Genomic DNA, 15,815 nt, shown 5'->3' with positions numbered 1-15,815 from the left:
ATTTATAAACCTTTAGTGAAAAAAATAGCTTTTATCGTTCAACGGTATGGTGTTGAAGTAAACGGTGGGGCCGAGTATCATTGCCGCGTGGTGGCAGAGAAGTTGAACGGCTTGTTTGATGTTGAAGTTTTAACATCATGCGCCCAAGATTATATGTCGTGGGCAAACGCATATACTCCCGGTTCTGAATTAATAAACGGCGTTAAAGTAAAGCGGTTTGAAGTTGAACATCCACGAGACATGGACCGTTTTAAGCGGGCCGGACGCCGCCTACGCCAAAGAAAACGCAAATTGCACCAAAAGTTGCTTCATTTTTTCGGACAATTAGAAAACTTCGAGAAAATGGCAAAGATACCGTCGCGTGCGCAAAACGAAATGAGTTGGATAGAAGAACAGGGCCCATATCTGCCACAACTTATCGGCTTTTTAAATACCAATCACGATAAATACGACGCGCTGATATTTTTTACCTATTTATATTATCCTACTGCTGTAGGCATTTCGGTTGCGCCTCAAAAATCAATCTTGATACCTACTGCTCACGATGAGCCGCCTATTTATCTCAATTTTTTCAAATCGTTTTTTCTTCAACCTAAAGCAATCTTGTACAATACCCAAAGCGAAAAGCGTTTTGTTAATTCGCTTTTTAATAACAGCGGTATTTATTCGGACATTGTAGGTGTAGGGATAGATCTGCCACCGCTAATACCCAACAATTTTGCCGATGAGTTGATAAAGCAGGCGGATAATTTTATTATTTACATAGGCCGTATTGAGGTGGCCAAGGCCTGCGACGATTTGATGCAAAGATTTGTTAAGTTTAAAAAAGATACAAACAACAACGTTAAGCTTGTTTTTGTTGGTCAGGCGTTTATGCCTATTACGCAACACCCATCAATAATTTACACAGGTTTTGTTGATGAAGATGTCAAATTCAATTTATTAAAAAATGCCCGGGCATTAATTATACCTTCTGTGTTAGAAAGCCTGTCATTAGTAACGCTCGAAAGTATGGCTTACGGTGTTCCTGTTATAGCCAATGAACAGTGTGCCGTTATTAGAGATCATATTGATAAAAGTGGGGCGGGATTTTTATATACCGATCAGGAAACTTTCAACAGCGCTATCGAAAAAGCTTTTAGCGCCGATACGGATATCGAAGCTTTAAGTGCAAAGGCAAAAGCCTACGTAGCCGAAAATTATACGTGGGAAAAAGTGCTGCAAAAATTTGATAACGCCATTAATTATGTAACAGGTCACTTTTCGTCAAGCACTTCCTGATAAAGCCTTAAATACTGCCTTGCAGTATCATCCCAATTGTATTTTTGGGCATGTGCTTTAATCTTCTCAACCGGATTGGTTTCATTAAAATGCTGCATGCCGTCATTAAAAGCCTTTTGCATTTCGGTTCCTTCAAAGGTCTGGAAATAATAAGCGCAGTCGCCTGCTATTTCAGGCAGCGACGTACGGGTTGATACGAACACCGGTTTGCCATAATGCATAGCCTCGATAACGGGTAACCCAAAGCCCTCGGCTATTGAAGGAAAAACAAATGCCTTGCAGTTTTTATAATACCATGCCTTGTCTTCATCGCTTATTGTTCCTATAATTTTCACTCTTTTTTCAACGCCATATTTTTTTGCCTCGGTCATTACTTCTTTTTCGTAAGAAGTTCTTATCCCCGCTATAACAAGTTCAAGATCATTATTCGCCAAAAGCGCAGGCAAAACATGAAAGTTCTTTTTAGCAGAAACTATCCCGATAGTAAACAGAAATGCTTGGCCAGGTTGGTAAACTGGTTTATGGCCTTCGGGCAAATTAAGCTTATCGGCACCATTATAAATTACTGTTAACTTATTGGCTACCTGTGGAAAGTGGGTTAAGATATCATTTGCGGCGAATTTTGAAATGGTCACTATCCTGTGGCATTTGTTAATCCGCTCAGCCAGTTTATGTAAGTGATGATTTAATTTTTCTTTGCCAATATTTTCATGTATCTGGTTTATATCATGAATGGTCATGATCTTTTTATACTTATCGCTTACCTTTTTTGGTTTCAGCCGCGCAAACTGGTCGGTAAAGTGAAATAGCTTAATATTTTTGGTGTTGAGAAAAAAAAGCTTGTGGTATTTTTTACGATATGAGCGTTTTACATCATCATTATCAAAATCGGTTGTAACATCGGATAAAAAGAAGTTCAGATCGAAGGTTTTATTTTCTTTGATTAATGCTTTGCCAAGGCTCCTGCCAAAATAAAACAGGCCGGTGTTAGGATATTGCATCGAATCGAAGGTTACAAGTACATGAGGTTTCTTCAAAGCCATGTTTTAATTTTTTCTGCCACCATTAACGGTGTAACTGTATCTAAATTGTTTGTTCCGCTTTCTATATAAGTAGCTTTCGGTCCAATTGGCGCCCATCTGCCGGGGTGTATTGGCCGTAATGAGGGAAACAGTCCAAGTGTGTTTATCCCGGTAAGAGCTGCTACATGCAGCGGACCGGTGCCCGACGCGATCAGTCCATCTGATTTGCTGATAAATGCTATCAACTGGTTCAAGGCCATCTTTCCGGTCAGGTCAATTACCGTTTCCGGAAGATCGCTTATCCAGTTTTCAAGTAGCGCTTTTTCTTTTTCTGAACCGGTGATGATAACGTTGAACTTATCGGCAGGAAGTATGTTGATAAGTTCCTGAAAATTTTTCAGCCCCCATTCCATACCACTGCCATGCGATTTGGGATGGATGATAAGGTTAAATTTATCTTTAATAAGCGCAGCGTTTAAATATGGAGTTAACTCCGTTTTATTGCCGAAATCATTTTGGGCGATGATATCCTGTAACGAAGGAACCTGCGTAAGGCCTAAAGGTTTTAATAATATAATGTTGAGTTGTGCCTCGTGCAGATCAGACTTTTTTCGGCTCAGTTTTACCAGTTTATTGCAGGTGTACCAATGGAATATCCTGTTGGTAGTGCCGATGCGAAGCGTTATGCCTGCCTGCCTTGCTATTTGGGCTATGTGTTTATTGGGCAACACATGTATAATAGCATCTATCTGTTGTTGCTTCAGATAGTTTATCTGCTCCGGTCCGGATAGTTTTTTTAACTCATCATAATTAATAAACTCATCTACCGAAGCTATGGTGTCAATTACCGGCTGGGTATAAGTGCGCCCTAAAAACGAAACTTTAGCATCGGGAAGCAATTGTTTAATATAGGCTGCCATTGGCAGTGTAAGTACCACATCGCCAATAGCATCCACTCGGCTAATTAATATACGGGGTGTTTTTATCTGGTAGATATCGGGCATTTGTATTAAATAATTACGTAACGCCTTGATAAAACGCTACACACATTTTTGCAATGATAAGATTAAATCTGCTTAACACTTAACGCAATTTTGTATGTTTTATTGAACACATAAAAAAACGTATTGCCAAATATTTGGCAATACGTTTTTTGTATAATAATACCAGTTTATTTATTTTATTGTTAGATCGCTAACTTGTTAGTAAACAAAGCTTACACCGCCATCACCAGCAAGCTGCGCCAGCAGCAGGAAAACGGGCAATTACAGTATAATAGCTTGAAGTAAAAGGAGAGGAATACGTTTTTGAGTAAGCGCATGAGACATTTTGTACTGCCAATCTTTTGGCATTTGTTGCGCTGTCTGTTTTATGTGTACTGCTATCTGGTTTCGATTCAGTATTTTTAGCAACGCTGTTTAATTAGTTTGCTCAGTTTCTGATTTTAGGCCGGTGTTGTTGTTTTTGTAACATCCAAATAAGATGAAGATACAGGATGCGAATAAAATGATTTTTTTCATAAAGATAAGATAGGTTCTTTACTGGCATTACCAATGTTGGTAAATATAAACAACTTTATATCGTATAATAAATAATACTTTAACCGTAATGGATTTGAATTCAGCCAGTTTAAACTTTCGCTCAATTGCGCGCGCGCTGACATTAGTTGAAAATGAGCTAAGCGGAAGCGAAGAACTGCTGAAAAGCATGGAGTTTGATAATAAATGCCGCGTTATTGGCATTACCGGGCCGCCGGGTGCCGGTAAAAGCACGTTGGTAAGCGCCCTCGTTAATGAGTTGTTAACCGACGGTAAGAAAGTTGCCGTATTGGCTATTGATCCTACATCTCCTTTTAATTTTGGCTCATTGCTGGGCGACAGGATCAGGATGGCCGCCCATTTTAATAATCCCGATGTTTTTATCAGGTCGCTGGCTACGCGTGGGGCGCTTGGCGGCCTCTCGGCCAAAACCATCGAAATGACGGATGTGCTGCGGGCTGCCGGGTTTGATTATGTGTTAATAGAAACTGTAGGCGTTGGGCAAAGCGAAGTGGAAATAGCCGGCCTGGCGGATGTTACCGTGGTAATATTGGTTCCTGAAGCGGGCGACGAGATTCAGCACCTTAAATCGGGCCTGATGGAGATTGCCGATATTTTTGTAGTTAACAAGGCTGATCGGCCGGGGGCCGGTACTTTCGCCAATAATCTCGAAAAGATGATAGGCGCTAAAAGCGGTACGCACCCGCCGGTGTTAAAAACCAGTGCCGCGCAAAGCGAAGGTATACATGAGCTCGCCGCGGAAATAAAAGAAGTAGGTTTAACAGAAAATATCCGGCGAAACTTATTGATGACCGAAAAAGCATACAGGCTTATCCAGCAAAAAAAAATGAAAAGTATTGATAAAAAAAAGCTTCGGCAGGATATTGCCGAAGCTTTGTATAGTGAAAAGTTTAATCTGTATAGTTTTGTAGATACCTATGTATAGTTAATTGGTATCATGTAAACAAAATAAATATTGGGTCGTTTTGTTTATATGCTCTTAACTGTTCATGATCTCTTCGATGTGGTCAGCTTCAACAGGGATCTCTGCCATTAAATCGATATTGCCTTCTTTTGTTATCAGGATGTTATTTTCAAGCCTGACGCCTAAACCTTCTTCCGGAATGTATATGCCTGGCTCACAGGTTAGTATATTGCCAACCTCGAATGGCTTATACCTGCTGGCATAATCGTGCACATCCAGGCCAAGGTGATGCGAGGTGCCGTGCATAAAGTACTTTTTATATAACGGCGCGTTTTTATCCTGTTTTTCAACGTCGTGCCTGTCAAGCAGCCCGAGGTCAATCAATTGGCCGGTCATTATTTTGCCAACTTCGTCATGATAGTCATTCCATACGGTACCGTCAACCAGCAGTTTGGTGGCTTCGCGCATTACGGTTAAAACAGCATTGTAAACCTGGCGTTGGCGGGCGCTGAAGCGTCCGTTTACCGGTATAGAGCGTGTCATATCGGCGTTGTAATTGCCATATTCAGCGCCAAAATCAAGCAGGATCACATCGCCGTCCCTGCACACCTGGTTGTTATCATTGTAATGAAGCACTATAGCGTTGGCGCCAGAGGCGATAATTGGGTTGTAGGCATGCCCCGTAGCCCGCTGGCGGATAAATTCATGGATGATTTCAGCTTCTATTTCGTACTCGGTTACGCCTGGCTTAGTGAACTGCAAAACACGCCTGAATGCATCGTTGGTAATATCGCATGCCTTTTGGGTAAGCTCAATTTCGATGTCTGATTTTACAACCCGCAGGTCGCGCATAATGGGAGCCGAGCGGGTATAATTATGCAGGGGGTATTTTAATTTAAGCGCCTCGTACATCCGGTAATCACGGTAGGGTACAGTGTGTACGTACCGGTCGTTCTCGTTGGCATTGATATAAATGTTTTCTGCGTAGTTGATGATGCTGTGCAATATGTTGTCATATTCGCTCAGCCAGAAAATATTTTCAATACCCGATGCCGCCCTTGCTTCCTCTTTGGTGTACTTGTGTCCTTCCCAAATAGCAATGTGTTCGTTGGTTTGTCTTAAAAAAAGTACTTCCCTGTATGTCTTATTAGGACAATCGGGGTACAAAACAAGGATGCTTTGCTCCTGGTCGATACCTGTAAGGTAAAAAAAGTCGGAATTCTGCTTGAACATAAAAGCCTGATCCCCACTGCGCGGATACTCGTCACTGGCATGAAAAATGGCAATTGAGTTGGGTTTTGTTCGCGAGGCGAAATTTTTTCTATTATTTGTAAATAAGCTATTTTTTATCGGAAGATATTTCATATTTTATACTCGATTATTTTCTTAAATCAATTTTTTTTAGTTATTTGTGTAACTATTACAATTTTTGGAACAATGTTTGGTCATGGTTTCAAACATAATTACTAAATTTGAAAAAAATCACAATTAAAATCGTTTAATCTTAAAAACTATGAATTATTCTACATTAAAGAAAACAGTCGCATTGTCATTTGCTTCTTTAATGGTTGCCGGTCTGGCTCAGGCTCAGTCGGATTCAACCAAGACAGCAACTACAACGTCATCTGAAACCACAACAGCCAAAGTGTTTGGCGGTTTAGGTCAGTACAGGAAATTTAGCATTGGTGTTAACGGTGGTGTTACCTCACAATCGTTGGCTACCGGTGGTTCAACCGACTTCCAAAACAAAAAATTGAGCCTTGGTTATGGTATTTCGATGAAAGAGCAGTTAGCTCACTCATTTGCTTTACAGTTAGACCTGAACGGCGGTAAAATTAAAGGTGAAAACCCTGTATCATCAGCAGGTACTTACCGTGATACTTATGTTAGCTACGATACCAAATTCTGGCAGGCAAGCTTAAGCGCGGTTGTTAACGTTGCTACTATCGATTTCATCCGTCGTAAAAATGCTGTTAACTTCTACTTCAAAGCAGGTGGTGGTTTGGCTATCTATGATCCGACTGTCACTCGTAGCGTAGGTGGTACCATGACTACCGATCATTTCAAAAACCCAGGTACCAGCGATTCTCACTACGTGAAAGAATTGGTAATCCCTGTAGGTGCAGGTGTTAAATTCCGCTTAAGTGACGTTGTTGCTTTAGATTTGGGTTACACTCAAAACTACATCGACGGTGATAACTTAGATGGTTTCAACAGAGCTTATCCAACTAAAGACCACTACTCATACGGTTACGCTGGTTTAGACTTCACTTTAGGTTCAAAATCAAAACCAGTATTGGAGTGGGTAAACCCGGTAGCTATGATGTATGACGAGCTGTATGACGCAGCCTTACGTCAGGAAGTTGAAGCTTTGAAAGGCCGTGTTGCTAACGTTGAAACTGCTGTTAACGACCTGAAAAAAGATTCTGACGGTGACGGTGTTGCGGATCAGTTTGACAAATGCCCAGGTACTGCTGCAGGTAGCGTAGTTGATGGTTCTGGTTGTGTTATTGTATTCCCTAAACAAGCTGATTCAGTTGTTACAGGTACTGCTTACTCAAACATCCAGTTTGAATTTGACAGTTCAGTATTACGTACTTCATCTTACCCTGTGTTAGATGCTACTTCTGCTGATTTGCGTGCTACTGGTGCTGCTGTAGAAGTTGACGGTTACGCTTCATCTGAAGGTACTGCTGCTCACAACTTATCTTTATCAAAAGACCGTGCTAACTCAGTAAAAACTTACTTGGTTAACTCTGGTGTTGATGCTAAAAAAGTTAAAGTAAAAGGTTACGGTGAAACTAACCCAATTGCTGATAACTCAACTGAAGAAGGTCGTGTACTTAACCGTCGCGTACAATTCAAAAAGAAATAATAGCTAATTAATTATTATTTGCGAAGGCTCCGGATAACCCGGAGCCTTCTTTATTTTTAAAGCTTTTTGATTTAAAACCTATACCTTATATATGGCCACAGTTTTGGGGCAAAAAAAAATATGTAAGTTTGTATAATGTATTTTTTCAGAAAGAAAGACCCGAACAGGCCCGATAATTTTAATTTGAGGGTGATGCATTTTATTAATGCACTGGCTATCATCATGTTTTTAGCAGGCATTATCTGGAAGCTTGTACAGGCATTTATACTAAAAAAATGAAAACAATTATCAATACTAACAATGCACCTGCCCCTATAGGGCCATATAACCAGGCCACCCTGGCCGGCGGATTTTTATTTGTATCGGGCCAGATCCCGATGGACCCGCTGAGCGGCGAAATTATCAGCAGCGATATTAAAGCCGAAGCTACCCAGGTAATGGAAAACCTTAAGGCCATTTTAACCGAAGCTGGTTTAGGCTTTGATAACATTGTTAAAACCAGCATTTTTTTAACTGATATGCAAAACTTTGCACAAGTTAACGAGGTGTACGGTACCTATTTTACTGCCGATTTCCCGGCCCGCGAAACCGTACAGGTTGCAGGTTTACCTAAAGGGGTAAATGTGGAGATTTCGGTTATAGCGGCTAAATAATATTTTTTGATTTCGGACTTCGGATGTTCGATTTTGGATTTATTTTGTCTGAACCGTAATTAAACGAATTGTTAGAATTTTTTGAATTTGATAAGCATTCTGATAATTCCTTAATTCGTTCAATTCCGGTTCTGATAATATTCTGTTAATCCTTTAATTTCCGGCCAGGCGTCATTCTGGTAATCCCAAATTCTTTACATTCTGGTTCATACACCCATGGATCCTTTTCAAACACCGCTTGTTTACTTAAAAGGTGTAGGCCAGTCGAGGGCCGAAGTGCTGAAGAAGGAGCTTGGACTGCATACCTTTGAGGATTTGCTGCGCCATTTTCCGTTTAGGTATATTGACCGTACCCGCTTTTATAAGGTGCGCGAAATACAGGAAGATTTGCCCTACGTGCAGGTGTTGGCCAGGATAGTAAGCAAGGAGATTATTGGCGAAAAGCAAAGCCGCCGCCTGGTGATTAAAGCTAAGGATGATACCGGTGTTATTGAACTGGTATGGTTTAAGGGGATTAACTGGATTGAGAAAACCATTATCCCCGGCAATGTTTATATTTTATTTGGCAAGCCAGGCTTTTTTAACATGATGCCGCAAATGGCGCACCCTGAAATGGAACCGTATGTTCCGGGTGCGCAAAAACAGGGTAACCTGGCCTTGCAGCCTGTTTATAATTCGACAGAGAAGCTAAAGCAGTTTCAACTGGATAGTAAAGGTATTCAAAAACTTACGGGCGTATTGCTCGGTTTGCATGCTAAAGATATCCGCGAAAATCTGCCGTTGTATATCATCAACCAATTCAAGCTGCTAAACCGGGCCGATGCTTACCTTAATATTCATTTCCCGGCCGATGCCACTTTGCTTAATGAAGCCCTTTACCGGTTAAAGTTTGAAGAGTTGTTTTTTTTGCAACTCAAATTGCTTAAAAATAAGTTGTTGCATGCGCAAAAGTTTAAGGGTAATATTTTTAACACTGTCGGGCCTTATTTTAACGAATTTTATCATCATAAACTGCCATTTACTTTAACCGATCCGCAGAAGCGGGTGTTGAAGGAGATCAGGCAGGATACTCAGCGCGGCATCCAGATGAACCGTTTGCTGCAGGGCGATGTAGGCAGCGGAAAAACCGTTGTGGCGCTGATGAGTATGCTGATTGCTGTTGACAATGGTTTTCAAACCTGTATGATGGCGCCAACGGAGATTTTGGCTAATCAGCATTATCAAACCATTAAAAGCCTGGTAGGGGATGATTTTATTGAGGTGGCCCTGCTCACCGGATCAACCACGGCGAAGGCCCGCCGCATATTGCACCAGAAACTGGAAGATGGCGAACTGAAAATACTGGTAGGCACCCATGCGCTTATTGAAGATAAGGTACAGTTTAAAAACCTTGGTTTTGTGGTAATTGATGAGCAGCACCGCTTCGGTGTTGAACAACGCGCCAAACTTTGGCGCAAAAATATAATCCCCCCGCACATATTGGTAATGACGGCTACACCTATACCGCGAACACTGGCGATGACCTTGTATGGCGATCTGGATGTATCGGTAATTGATCAGTTACCCGCGGGACGTAAACCAATTCAAACCGTGCATTTTTATGAAAGTCAACGGCTGCGCATGTTTGGCTTTATGAAGCGGGAGATTGCTTTGGGCAGGCAGGTTTATGTGGTTTATCCGCTGATACAGGAAAGTGAAAAACTCGACCTTAAAAATCTGCAGGATGGTATTGAGGCCATGTCACGTGAGTTTCCGCCGCCCCATTACAATTTGAGCATTGTGCATGGCAAAATGAAACCTGCCGAAAAGGATTTTGAGATGCAGCGTTTTATTAAGGGGCAAACACAGATTATGGTAGCCACTACCGTAATTGAAGTGGGGGTTAACGTGCCTAATGCATCTGTAATGATTATTGAAAATGCCGAGCGTTTTGGTCTGTCGCAGTTGCACCAGTTGCGGGGCAGGGTAGGGCGCGGGGCCGAGCAATCATACTGTATTTTAATGAGTAGCCACAAGTTAAGCCGCGATGGTAAGATCAGGCTGGATACAATGGTGAAAACCAATAATGGCTTCGAAATTTCGGAGATTGACCTGCAATTACGCGGCCCCGGCAATATTGAGGGCACGCAACAAAGCGGAGTGGTTGACCTGAAAGTCGCCAACCTGGCAACCGACCAGGAGTTACTGTTTAAAGTGCGAAAGTTTGTAGAAACCGTTTTTGAAAAAGACCCGCAACTGGCCCATCCCGAAAACCAGGTGCTGCACCATGCTTTTGAAACGAAGGGTACGGGCTTGAGCTGGGATAAGATATCGTAAGATGTCAATCAATTTTTTATTCTTCCGTGCTTTTACCACCGGTCATTGAGGTATGAAGCAATCGGACGCAAGCAAAGATGTTGTGCAAATTCATCTGTTTAGCTTGGGATTGCTTCGTATGTGCCGATGACGTTATTTTTGATGTATTTTCCCTTCCAAACACTATATTTGGTGAAACTGATCTTGTTATCCACATGAAGAAATTTACCCTCCTGTTTTCTGCGGCTTTACTGTGCACGCAAGTTAAAGCACAGGACTCATTAACAATCCGAAAAATATACGACGAAGCCCTTGTGAACGGCCAATGCTACCAAAATTTGCACTACCTGTGCAAAAATATAGGTCAGCGGATCAGCGGATCGGAAGGCGCGCAGAAGGCTGTGGATTGGAGTAAAAAATTAATGGAGGGCTATGGCTTTGACAAGGTATACCTGCAGGAGGTAATGGTGCCGCATTGGGTACGAGGGGCCAAAGAGGAAGCTGCTATTATTGATGGCCAAACACGTATCCCGGTGCCTATAGTTGCCCTGGGGATGAGCATAGCTACACCGAAAAATGGCATTACCGCCAATGTTATTGAAGTGCAAAGCATTAAAGAACTGGAAAGCCTTGGAGAAAGTGTTGTAAAAGGAAAAATAGTGTTCTTTAACCGGGCCTTCGATCCGCGTTTTATTGAAACCGGGATGGCCTACGGCACCGCCGGCGATCAACGCTTTATGGGGCCCGCCGTGGCTGCCAAGTTGGGCGCGGCCGGTGTGATTGTGCGCTCGCTTACCGAAATAATTGACGATTACCCGCATACAGGCGCTACATTGGCCGACCCCGGCAGCAAAATGATCCCGGCAGCGGCTATCTCAACCAAAGCGGCTAATAAATTAAGCGCCATGTTAAAACTGCGTAAGTTCCCGGCGGCTAAGTTTTACTTTAAACAAAATTGCCGGTTACTGCCGGATGTAAAATCGTACAATGTAATAGGCGAGCTTACCGGTACCGAAAATCCGAATAAATTTATCACTGTGGGCGGCCACCTGGATTCGTGGGATCTGGCCGAAGGCGCGCATGATGATGGCACGGGCGTAATGCAATCGGCCGAGGTGCTGCGGATTTTCAAAGCGGTGGGTTATCACCCCAAAAATTCGGTACGCGCCGTATTTTTTATGAATGAAGAAAACGGCCACAAAGGCGGACTTAAATATGCCGAACTGGCCGCGCAAAACAAAGAACAGCATATTGCGGCTATTGAAACTGACGAAGGTGGTTTCACCCCGCGTGGTTTTAGCTTTGCCGATGTGTCAGAGGATTTTATCAAAAGCATCAACAATAAATACAAAGCTGTTTTAGAGCCCTATGACGTTGATAAGTTAACTATTGGCGGTGCGGGTACTGATATTGAACCCATGAAGGAAACCTTACCGGGCGTAGTATTGATTGGCTTCCGCCCGGATTCGCAGCGGTATTTTGATCTGCACCATACCGCGAAAGATGTTTTTGAAAATGTAAACAAGCGCGAACTGGAGTTAGGTGCCGCGGGAATGGCGGCGTTGATTTACCTGATTGATCAGCACGGCTTGTAAGCCATAGGTTGTCTGAATCAGAATTTGCAGAATTTTAAAATTTTCAGAATTGATGGATTATTCTGTTAACTCTCAAATTCTGTAAATTCTGATTCAGACGGCTTATTAATCATGGTTCTTTTCTTTTTGCTACCTTTGCGGCACATCATCAAAACTACCCATAGTGACCGGAGAAGGCGATAGTAAACCCCAAAAAGCAGATTCGTTTGCCGCATTGCGCTATAAAGATTTCAGATCGTACGTAGGCATGCGTTTTTGTTTCACCTTTGCATATTCTATGCAGGCCGTAGTACTCGGCTTTTACATTTACAGCATTACCCATAGCAAAATAGCGCTTGGCTATATTGGCCTCTGCGAGGCTATTCCTGCCATCGGTATCGCGCTGTATGGTGGTTATATTGCTGATAAATCGGAAAAGCGGAAAATGCTTTTGCTCATTTTTAGCGGCGTGTTACTGACTTCATTAGTGATGTTTACGGTTACGCTTAAAGGTATGAGCGGCATTATACACAAAACCTGGATAGTACCCATCATGTATACCATGATATTTTGTAATGGTATTGCCCGCGCTTTTTATGGCCCTGCTACGTTTACTATCTATGCCAACAGTATTCCCAAAGAGTTATATCCTAACGGAAGTACCTGGAGCAGCAGCAGTTGGCAGGTGGCCTCTATTTTAGGTCCGGCGGCTGGTGGTTTGCTTTACGGCTATGCCGGTAAGGTGATTCCGGGTTTAACGGGTATAACGACGGTTTTCGGCTGCATTTTATTTCTGCTGCTTGTGTCGTTACTCCTCGTTTTTATGCTCCGTAAATATCCCGCGCAATATGTTCCTAAAGAAAGTATCTGGAAAAGCCTTTCGGAAGGGATTAGCTTTGTGTTTGGGAATAAGATGATGATCGGGGCGATGAGTCTCGACTTGTTTTCGGTGTTTTTTGGCGGCGCGGTAGCTTTGCTTCCGGTGTTCGCCAACGAGATATTGAAAGTGGGGGCCGAAGGCTTAGGTATCATGAGAGCCATGTCATCGTTAGGGGCGGTACTCACCATGCTGGTCATGACCCGCTTTTCGCCCATGGGTAAACCGTGGCGAAACTTGCTGATCGCGGTAACGGGTTTTGGATTGTCGATTTTATGTTTTGGCTTATCAACTAATTTCTATCTCTCGCTGGTATTCATTTTTACCGAAGGCGCTTTTGATAGCATTAGCGTAATCATTCGCGGAACCCTCATGCAATTTTTAACCCCCGATCATATGCGTGGCCGGGTGTCGGCAGTAAACCAGATGTTTATTGGTTCATCCAACGAGATTGGCGCTTTTGAATCGGGTACGGCGGCGCAACTGCTGGGCACCGTGCCGTCGGTAATTTTCGGCGGCAGTATGACCATGCTGATTGTTGGGATCACTTATCTTAAAACTAAGAAGCTGATCCCCTTGACGTTGAAGCAGATCCACGCTCCCGACGAAGTAAAGGAAGCGTAAATGAGGACGCCTTACCAAACAATTTGTGTCAATTTGATAGAGCAGGGCGGATTCGCGTAGGGACGAGGTGCCATGTGAAATTTTTATTTTAAATTTTACCCCTTAGCACTCCATTAAGTTTTTATATAATCAGCATTATTTTTAAGCTATCCCCTTGTTTTGCTGCATGATAAATTCACATCTTTACGTTGCCCCAATCGGCTTAATTAAACCAACAAAACAATTAAACAAACTCACCCTTGCAAACAATGAAAAAGGTAATATTAGTAACAGGAGCATCTTCCGGTATCGGCCTGGCCTGCGCCAACGCCCTGCACGCCGCCGGACACACGGTTTACGGCTCATCGCGCGATTTAAGCCGCATGACATCAGTTGCATTTAAACCTGTTCAGCTTGATGTTACCGACGATGCCTCGGTAAAAGCCGCCATCGATACCATTGTTAAAGCCGAAGGTAAAATTGATGTGCTGGTGAATAATGCCGGTAACGGGGTAACCGGTCCGGCGTATGCAATGCCGGTTGAGAGCGCCAAACAGCAGTTTGAAGTTAACTTTTTTGGTGTGATCCGCGTTAGTTCGGCTGTATTGCCTAGTATGATCGAAAAAGGTCAGGGACTTATTGTAAACATCAGTTCACTGGCCGGTTTGTTCGGCCTGCCTTACCAGGGTATGTACAGTGCATCCAAATATGCTATTGAAGGATACTCGCAAAGCTTAAGGATGGAGCTGCGCAATACGGGCGTAAAGGTGACCCTGCTAAATCCCGGCGACTTTAAATCAGACTTTAGCCAGAACCGCGCTAAAGTAAAGTTCCCAATCAAAAACGATAAGCTGGAAGCCGAATACAATGCCGCGGTCGCCGCCATGGAAAAAGACGAAAGCATCGCCCCAAGCCCGGAATCGTTAGCTAATAAGCTGGTTTCGATAGTAGGTTCGTCAAGCCCTAAGCATCGTTATCTGGTTGGGCAGGTAGGCCAAACCATTGTGCCAACATTGAAAGCTATTTTGCCGGGTGGCTTGTTTGAGAAATTGATGAATGATCATTACGGGATAAAGTAGTTTGATATTATACCAAAGCCACTCAAAACAGGGGGGCTTTGTATTTAAATATTTTATTCAAACCATTCTCTGCCATTATCCAACCGAACAAGCATATCAAAAAAGGAAGTTCCTATCTCAATAAAATACTCTTTATTGTCATTAAGAAAATCTGAAAGAATGATACGATGAGTTCCATCTTTTCTGAATTGGATGCCAATGAATTCGCCTCCACCATTGGTGCCAATGCCTAATATACCAGGTCTGTATTCTGGAAATTCATAACCATCATTTGCTTCTGCAAGTTCTTCACCTGGCCATAGCCGCACAAAATTTACCTTAATGAATTCTGCGAACGGCTCGTAGTTTTCGAGGTAAAATCTATAATCCTGAGGTAATTGAAACCGCAAGGAATCAATAATACCCTCCTTTAAAGGTGTTACTCTTTTCTTAAATTCATACTTGGTTAGTAAGTGTTCAAGTTCTTCCATGCTATTTAGATAGAGTTTTACTTTCAATAATATCAAAACCGAACAAGCCTTTACGTAGTACAACGGTTACCGTGTATAGCTCATACGCAAAAGTATCCTGCGAGAATATCAGAGTTTTGTTAATGCCTTTATAATTAACTACCCTATATGGATATGGGTCTCGCTCATGCCTTTCCCAATAGTTGCCATCTTCAATGCTTCTTAATTCTGCTTTAAATTGTTGCCTGCCAGCAAAATGAAAATTTAACCACATAAACAGGTAAAGCACAATACCGCCCCATGCCAACGTATTGAATATAAATTGATAAAAGAGGTGTCCTTTTTTAATATGAGTGATTAGATACTTAGGCAATTTTTTGCGAAAAACAGGAGTGAAAGCCAGTCCTGAAAATGTCCATATTAAAAGCGGAATGTAAATAGGGATAAAAGTCAGTCTGTACAGGTCAATCTCAAAATAAGTGAAGATAGTTCCCGTAAAAAAAGCTAATGTGAAAAGGGTGTTTTGAGCGGTGATACCGAGGCGTTCTAAAATTTCTTTGATCTTTGTCAAGGTTTAGGTAATTGAGTTTAACAAAGAATTGCAGCAAGTTGCCAAAGCAACTTGCTGCAATAAATAGGGAAAC

14 protein-coding genes are annotated in these 15,815 nt (G+C 42.4%); 9 read left to right on the top strand and 5 right to left on the bottom strand.

Features of this window, described 5'->3' with window-relative positions; all coding sequences use genetic code 11:
- Positions 1–15 precede the first annotated feature (15 nt).
- Positions 16–1,281 (top strand): glycosyltransferase family 4 protein, encoded by a 1,266-nt coding sequence (locus LX99_RS03330; protein WP_109606353.1) that lies wholly within the window; start codon positions 16–18, stop codon positions 1,279–1,281.
- Here the strand turns inward: LX99_RS03330 and LX99_RS03325 are convergent.
- Complete coding sequence (locus tag LX99_RS03325) at positions 1,257–2,324, bottom strand: glycosyltransferase family 4 protein (protein ID WP_109606351.1); 1,068 nt, start codon at positions 2,322–2,324, stop codon at positions 1,257–1,259. The genes LX99_RS03330 and LX99_RS03325 overlap by 25 nt on opposite strands.
- On the bottom strand, positions 2,315–3,307 hold the full coding sequence (locus LX99_RS03320; protein WP_109606349.1) for a glycosyltransferase family 9 protein: 993 nt from the start codon (positions 3,305–3,307) through the stop codon (positions 2,315–2,317). Before LX99_RS03320 ends, LX99_RS03325 begins: the two co-directional genes overlap by 10 nt.
- A gap of 604 nt (positions 3,308–3,911) precedes the next feature.
- On the opposite strand from LX99_RS03320, the gene meaB reads away from it, so the two are divergent.
- Positions 3,912–4,787, top strand: coding sequence for a methylmalonyl Co-A mutase-associated GTPase MeaB (meaB, locus tag LX99_RS03315; RefSeq protein WP_109606346.1), 876 nt, complete (start codon positions 3,912–3,914; stop codon positions 4,785–4,787).
- Positions 4,788–4,841: 54 nt separating this feature from the next.
- Here the strand turns inward: meaB and LX99_RS03310 are convergent, their stop codons facing one another.
- A complete protein-coding gene (locus tag LX99_RS03310) occupies positions 4,842–6,131 on the bottom strand; it encodes an aminopeptidase P N-terminal domain-containing protein (protein WP_109606344.1) in 1,290 nt (429 codons plus the stop codon).
- A 148-nt stretch (positions 6,132–6,279) separates the two neighbouring features.
- Here LX99_RS03310 and LX99_RS03305 point away from each other — a divergent pair, with 148 nt between their 5' ends.
- The 7 genes from LX99_RS03305 (at position 6,280) to LX99_RS03280 (ending at position 14,722) form a co-directional block, all read left to right on the top strand.
- Positions 6,280–7,641, top strand: coding sequence for an OmpA family protein (locus LX99_RS03305; protein WP_109606342.1), 1,362 nt, complete (start codon positions 6,280–6,282; stop codon positions 7,639–7,641).
- Positions 7,642–7,776: 135 nt separating this feature from the next.
- Entirely contained in the window at positions 7,777–7,920 is a 144-nt protein-coding gene (locus LX99_RS25530) for a DUF6728 family protein (RefSeq protein ID WP_170122621.1), read from the top strand.
- A complete protein-coding gene (locus LX99_RS03300; protein WP_109606340.1) occupies positions 7,917–8,294 on the top strand; it encodes a RidA family protein in 378 nt (125 codons plus the stop codon). The genes LX99_RS25530 and LX99_RS03300 overlap by 4 nt, the downstream gene beginning before the upstream one ends.
- A gap of 216 nt (positions 8,295–8,510) precedes the next feature.
- Positions 8,511–10,610, top strand: a complete 2,100-nt coding sequence (gene recG, locus LX99_RS03295) for an ATP-dependent DNA helicase RecG (RefSeq protein ID WP_109606338.1) — start codon at positions 8,511–8,513, stop codon at positions 10,608–10,610.
- A 194-nt stretch (positions 10,611–10,804) separates the two neighbouring features.
- Positions 10,805–12,184: a M20/M25/M40 family metallo-hydrolase gene (locus LX99_RS03290; RefSeq protein ID WP_109606336.1), complete on the top strand. Its 1,380-nt coding sequence runs from the start codon at positions 10,805–10,807 to the stop codon at positions 12,182–12,184.
- Between the two features lie 163 nt (positions 12,185–12,347).
- Positions 12,348–13,664, top strand: coding sequence for an MFS transporter (locus LX99_RS03285; RefSeq protein ID WP_245927834.1), 1,317 nt, complete (start codon positions 12,348–12,350; stop codon positions 13,662–13,664).
- Positions 13,665–13,912: 248 nt separating this feature from the next.
- Positions 13,913–14,722: an SDR family oxidoreductase gene (locus tag LX99_RS03280; RefSeq protein WP_109606334.1), complete on the top strand. Its 810-nt coding sequence runs from the start codon at positions 13,913–13,915 to the stop codon at positions 14,720–14,722.
- A 53-nt stretch (positions 14,723–14,775) separates the two neighbouring features.
- Here the strand turns inward: LX99_RS03280 and LX99_RS03275 are convergent, their stop codons facing one another.
- Both LX99_RS03275 and LX99_RS03270 read right to left on the bottom strand, forming a co-directional pair.
- The gene (locus LX99_RS03275; RefSeq protein ID WP_109606332.1) at positions 14,776–15,192 is read right to left on the bottom strand and encodes an SMI1/KNR4 family protein; all 417 of its coding nucleotides are present in this window, start codon (positions 15,190–15,192) and stop codon (positions 14,776–14,778) included.
- Between the two features lies 1 nt (position 15,193).
- Positions 15,194–15,742, bottom strand: coding sequence for a hypothetical protein (locus LX99_RS03270; protein ID WP_022832005.1), 549 nt, complete (start codon positions 15,740–15,742; stop codon positions 15,194–15,196).
- Positions 15,743–15,815: the final 73 nt, after the last annotated feature.

It is taken from the genome of Mucilaginibacter oryzae, assembly GCF_003148845.1.
In the GTDB taxonomy this organism is placed as follows: Bacteria; Bacteroidota; Bacteroidia; order Sphingobacteriales; family Sphingobacteriaceae; genus Mucilaginibacter; species Mucilaginibacter oryzae.
This window is presented reverse-complemented; position numbering and strand designations above follow the sequence as displayed.

Bases quoted from the DNA above. Each gene is read 5' to 3' on its own strand.
- LX99_RS03325 (WP_109606351.1), bottom strand. From the start codon at position 2,324: ATGGCTTTGAAGAAACCTCATGTACTTGTAACCTTCGATTCGATGCAA.
- LX99_RS03320 (WP_109606349.1), bottom strand. From the start codon at position 3,307: ATGCCCGATATCTACCAGATAAAAACACCCCGTATATTAATTAGCCGA.
- meaB (WP_109606346.1), top strand. From the start codon at position 3,912: ATGGATTTGAATTCAGCCAGTTTAAACTTTCGCTCAATTGCGCGCGCG.
- LX99_RS03310 (WP_109606344.1), bottom strand. From the start codon at position 6,131: ATGAAATATCTTCCGATAAAAAATAGCTTATTTACAAATAATAGAAAA.
- LX99_RS03305 (WP_109606342.1), top strand. From the start codon at position 6,280: ATGAATTATTCTACATTAAAGAAAACAGTCGCATTGTCATTTGCTTCT.
- LX99_RS25530 (WP_170122621.1), top strand. From the start codon at position 7,777: ATGTATTTTTTCAGAAAGAAAGACCCGAACAGGCCCGATAATTTTAAT.
- LX99_RS03300 (WP_109606340.1), top strand. From the start codon at position 7,917: ATGAAAACAATTATCAATACTAACAATGCACCTGCCCCTATAGGGCCA.
- recG (WP_109606338.1), top strand. From the start codon at position 8,511: ATGGATCCTTTTCAAACACCGCTTGTTTACTTAAAAGGTGTAGGCCAG.
- LX99_RS03290 (WP_109606336.1), top strand. From the start codon at position 10,805: ATGAAGAAATTTACCCTCCTGTTTTCTGCGGCTTTACTGTGCACGCAA.
- LX99_RS03280 (WP_109606334.1), top strand. From the start codon at position 13,913: ATGAAAAAGGTAATATTAGTAACAGGAGCATCTTCCGGTATCGGCCTG.
- LX99_RS03275 (WP_109606332.1), bottom strand. From the start codon at position 15,192: ATGGAAGAACTTGAACACTTACTAACCAAGTATGAATTTAAGAAAAGA.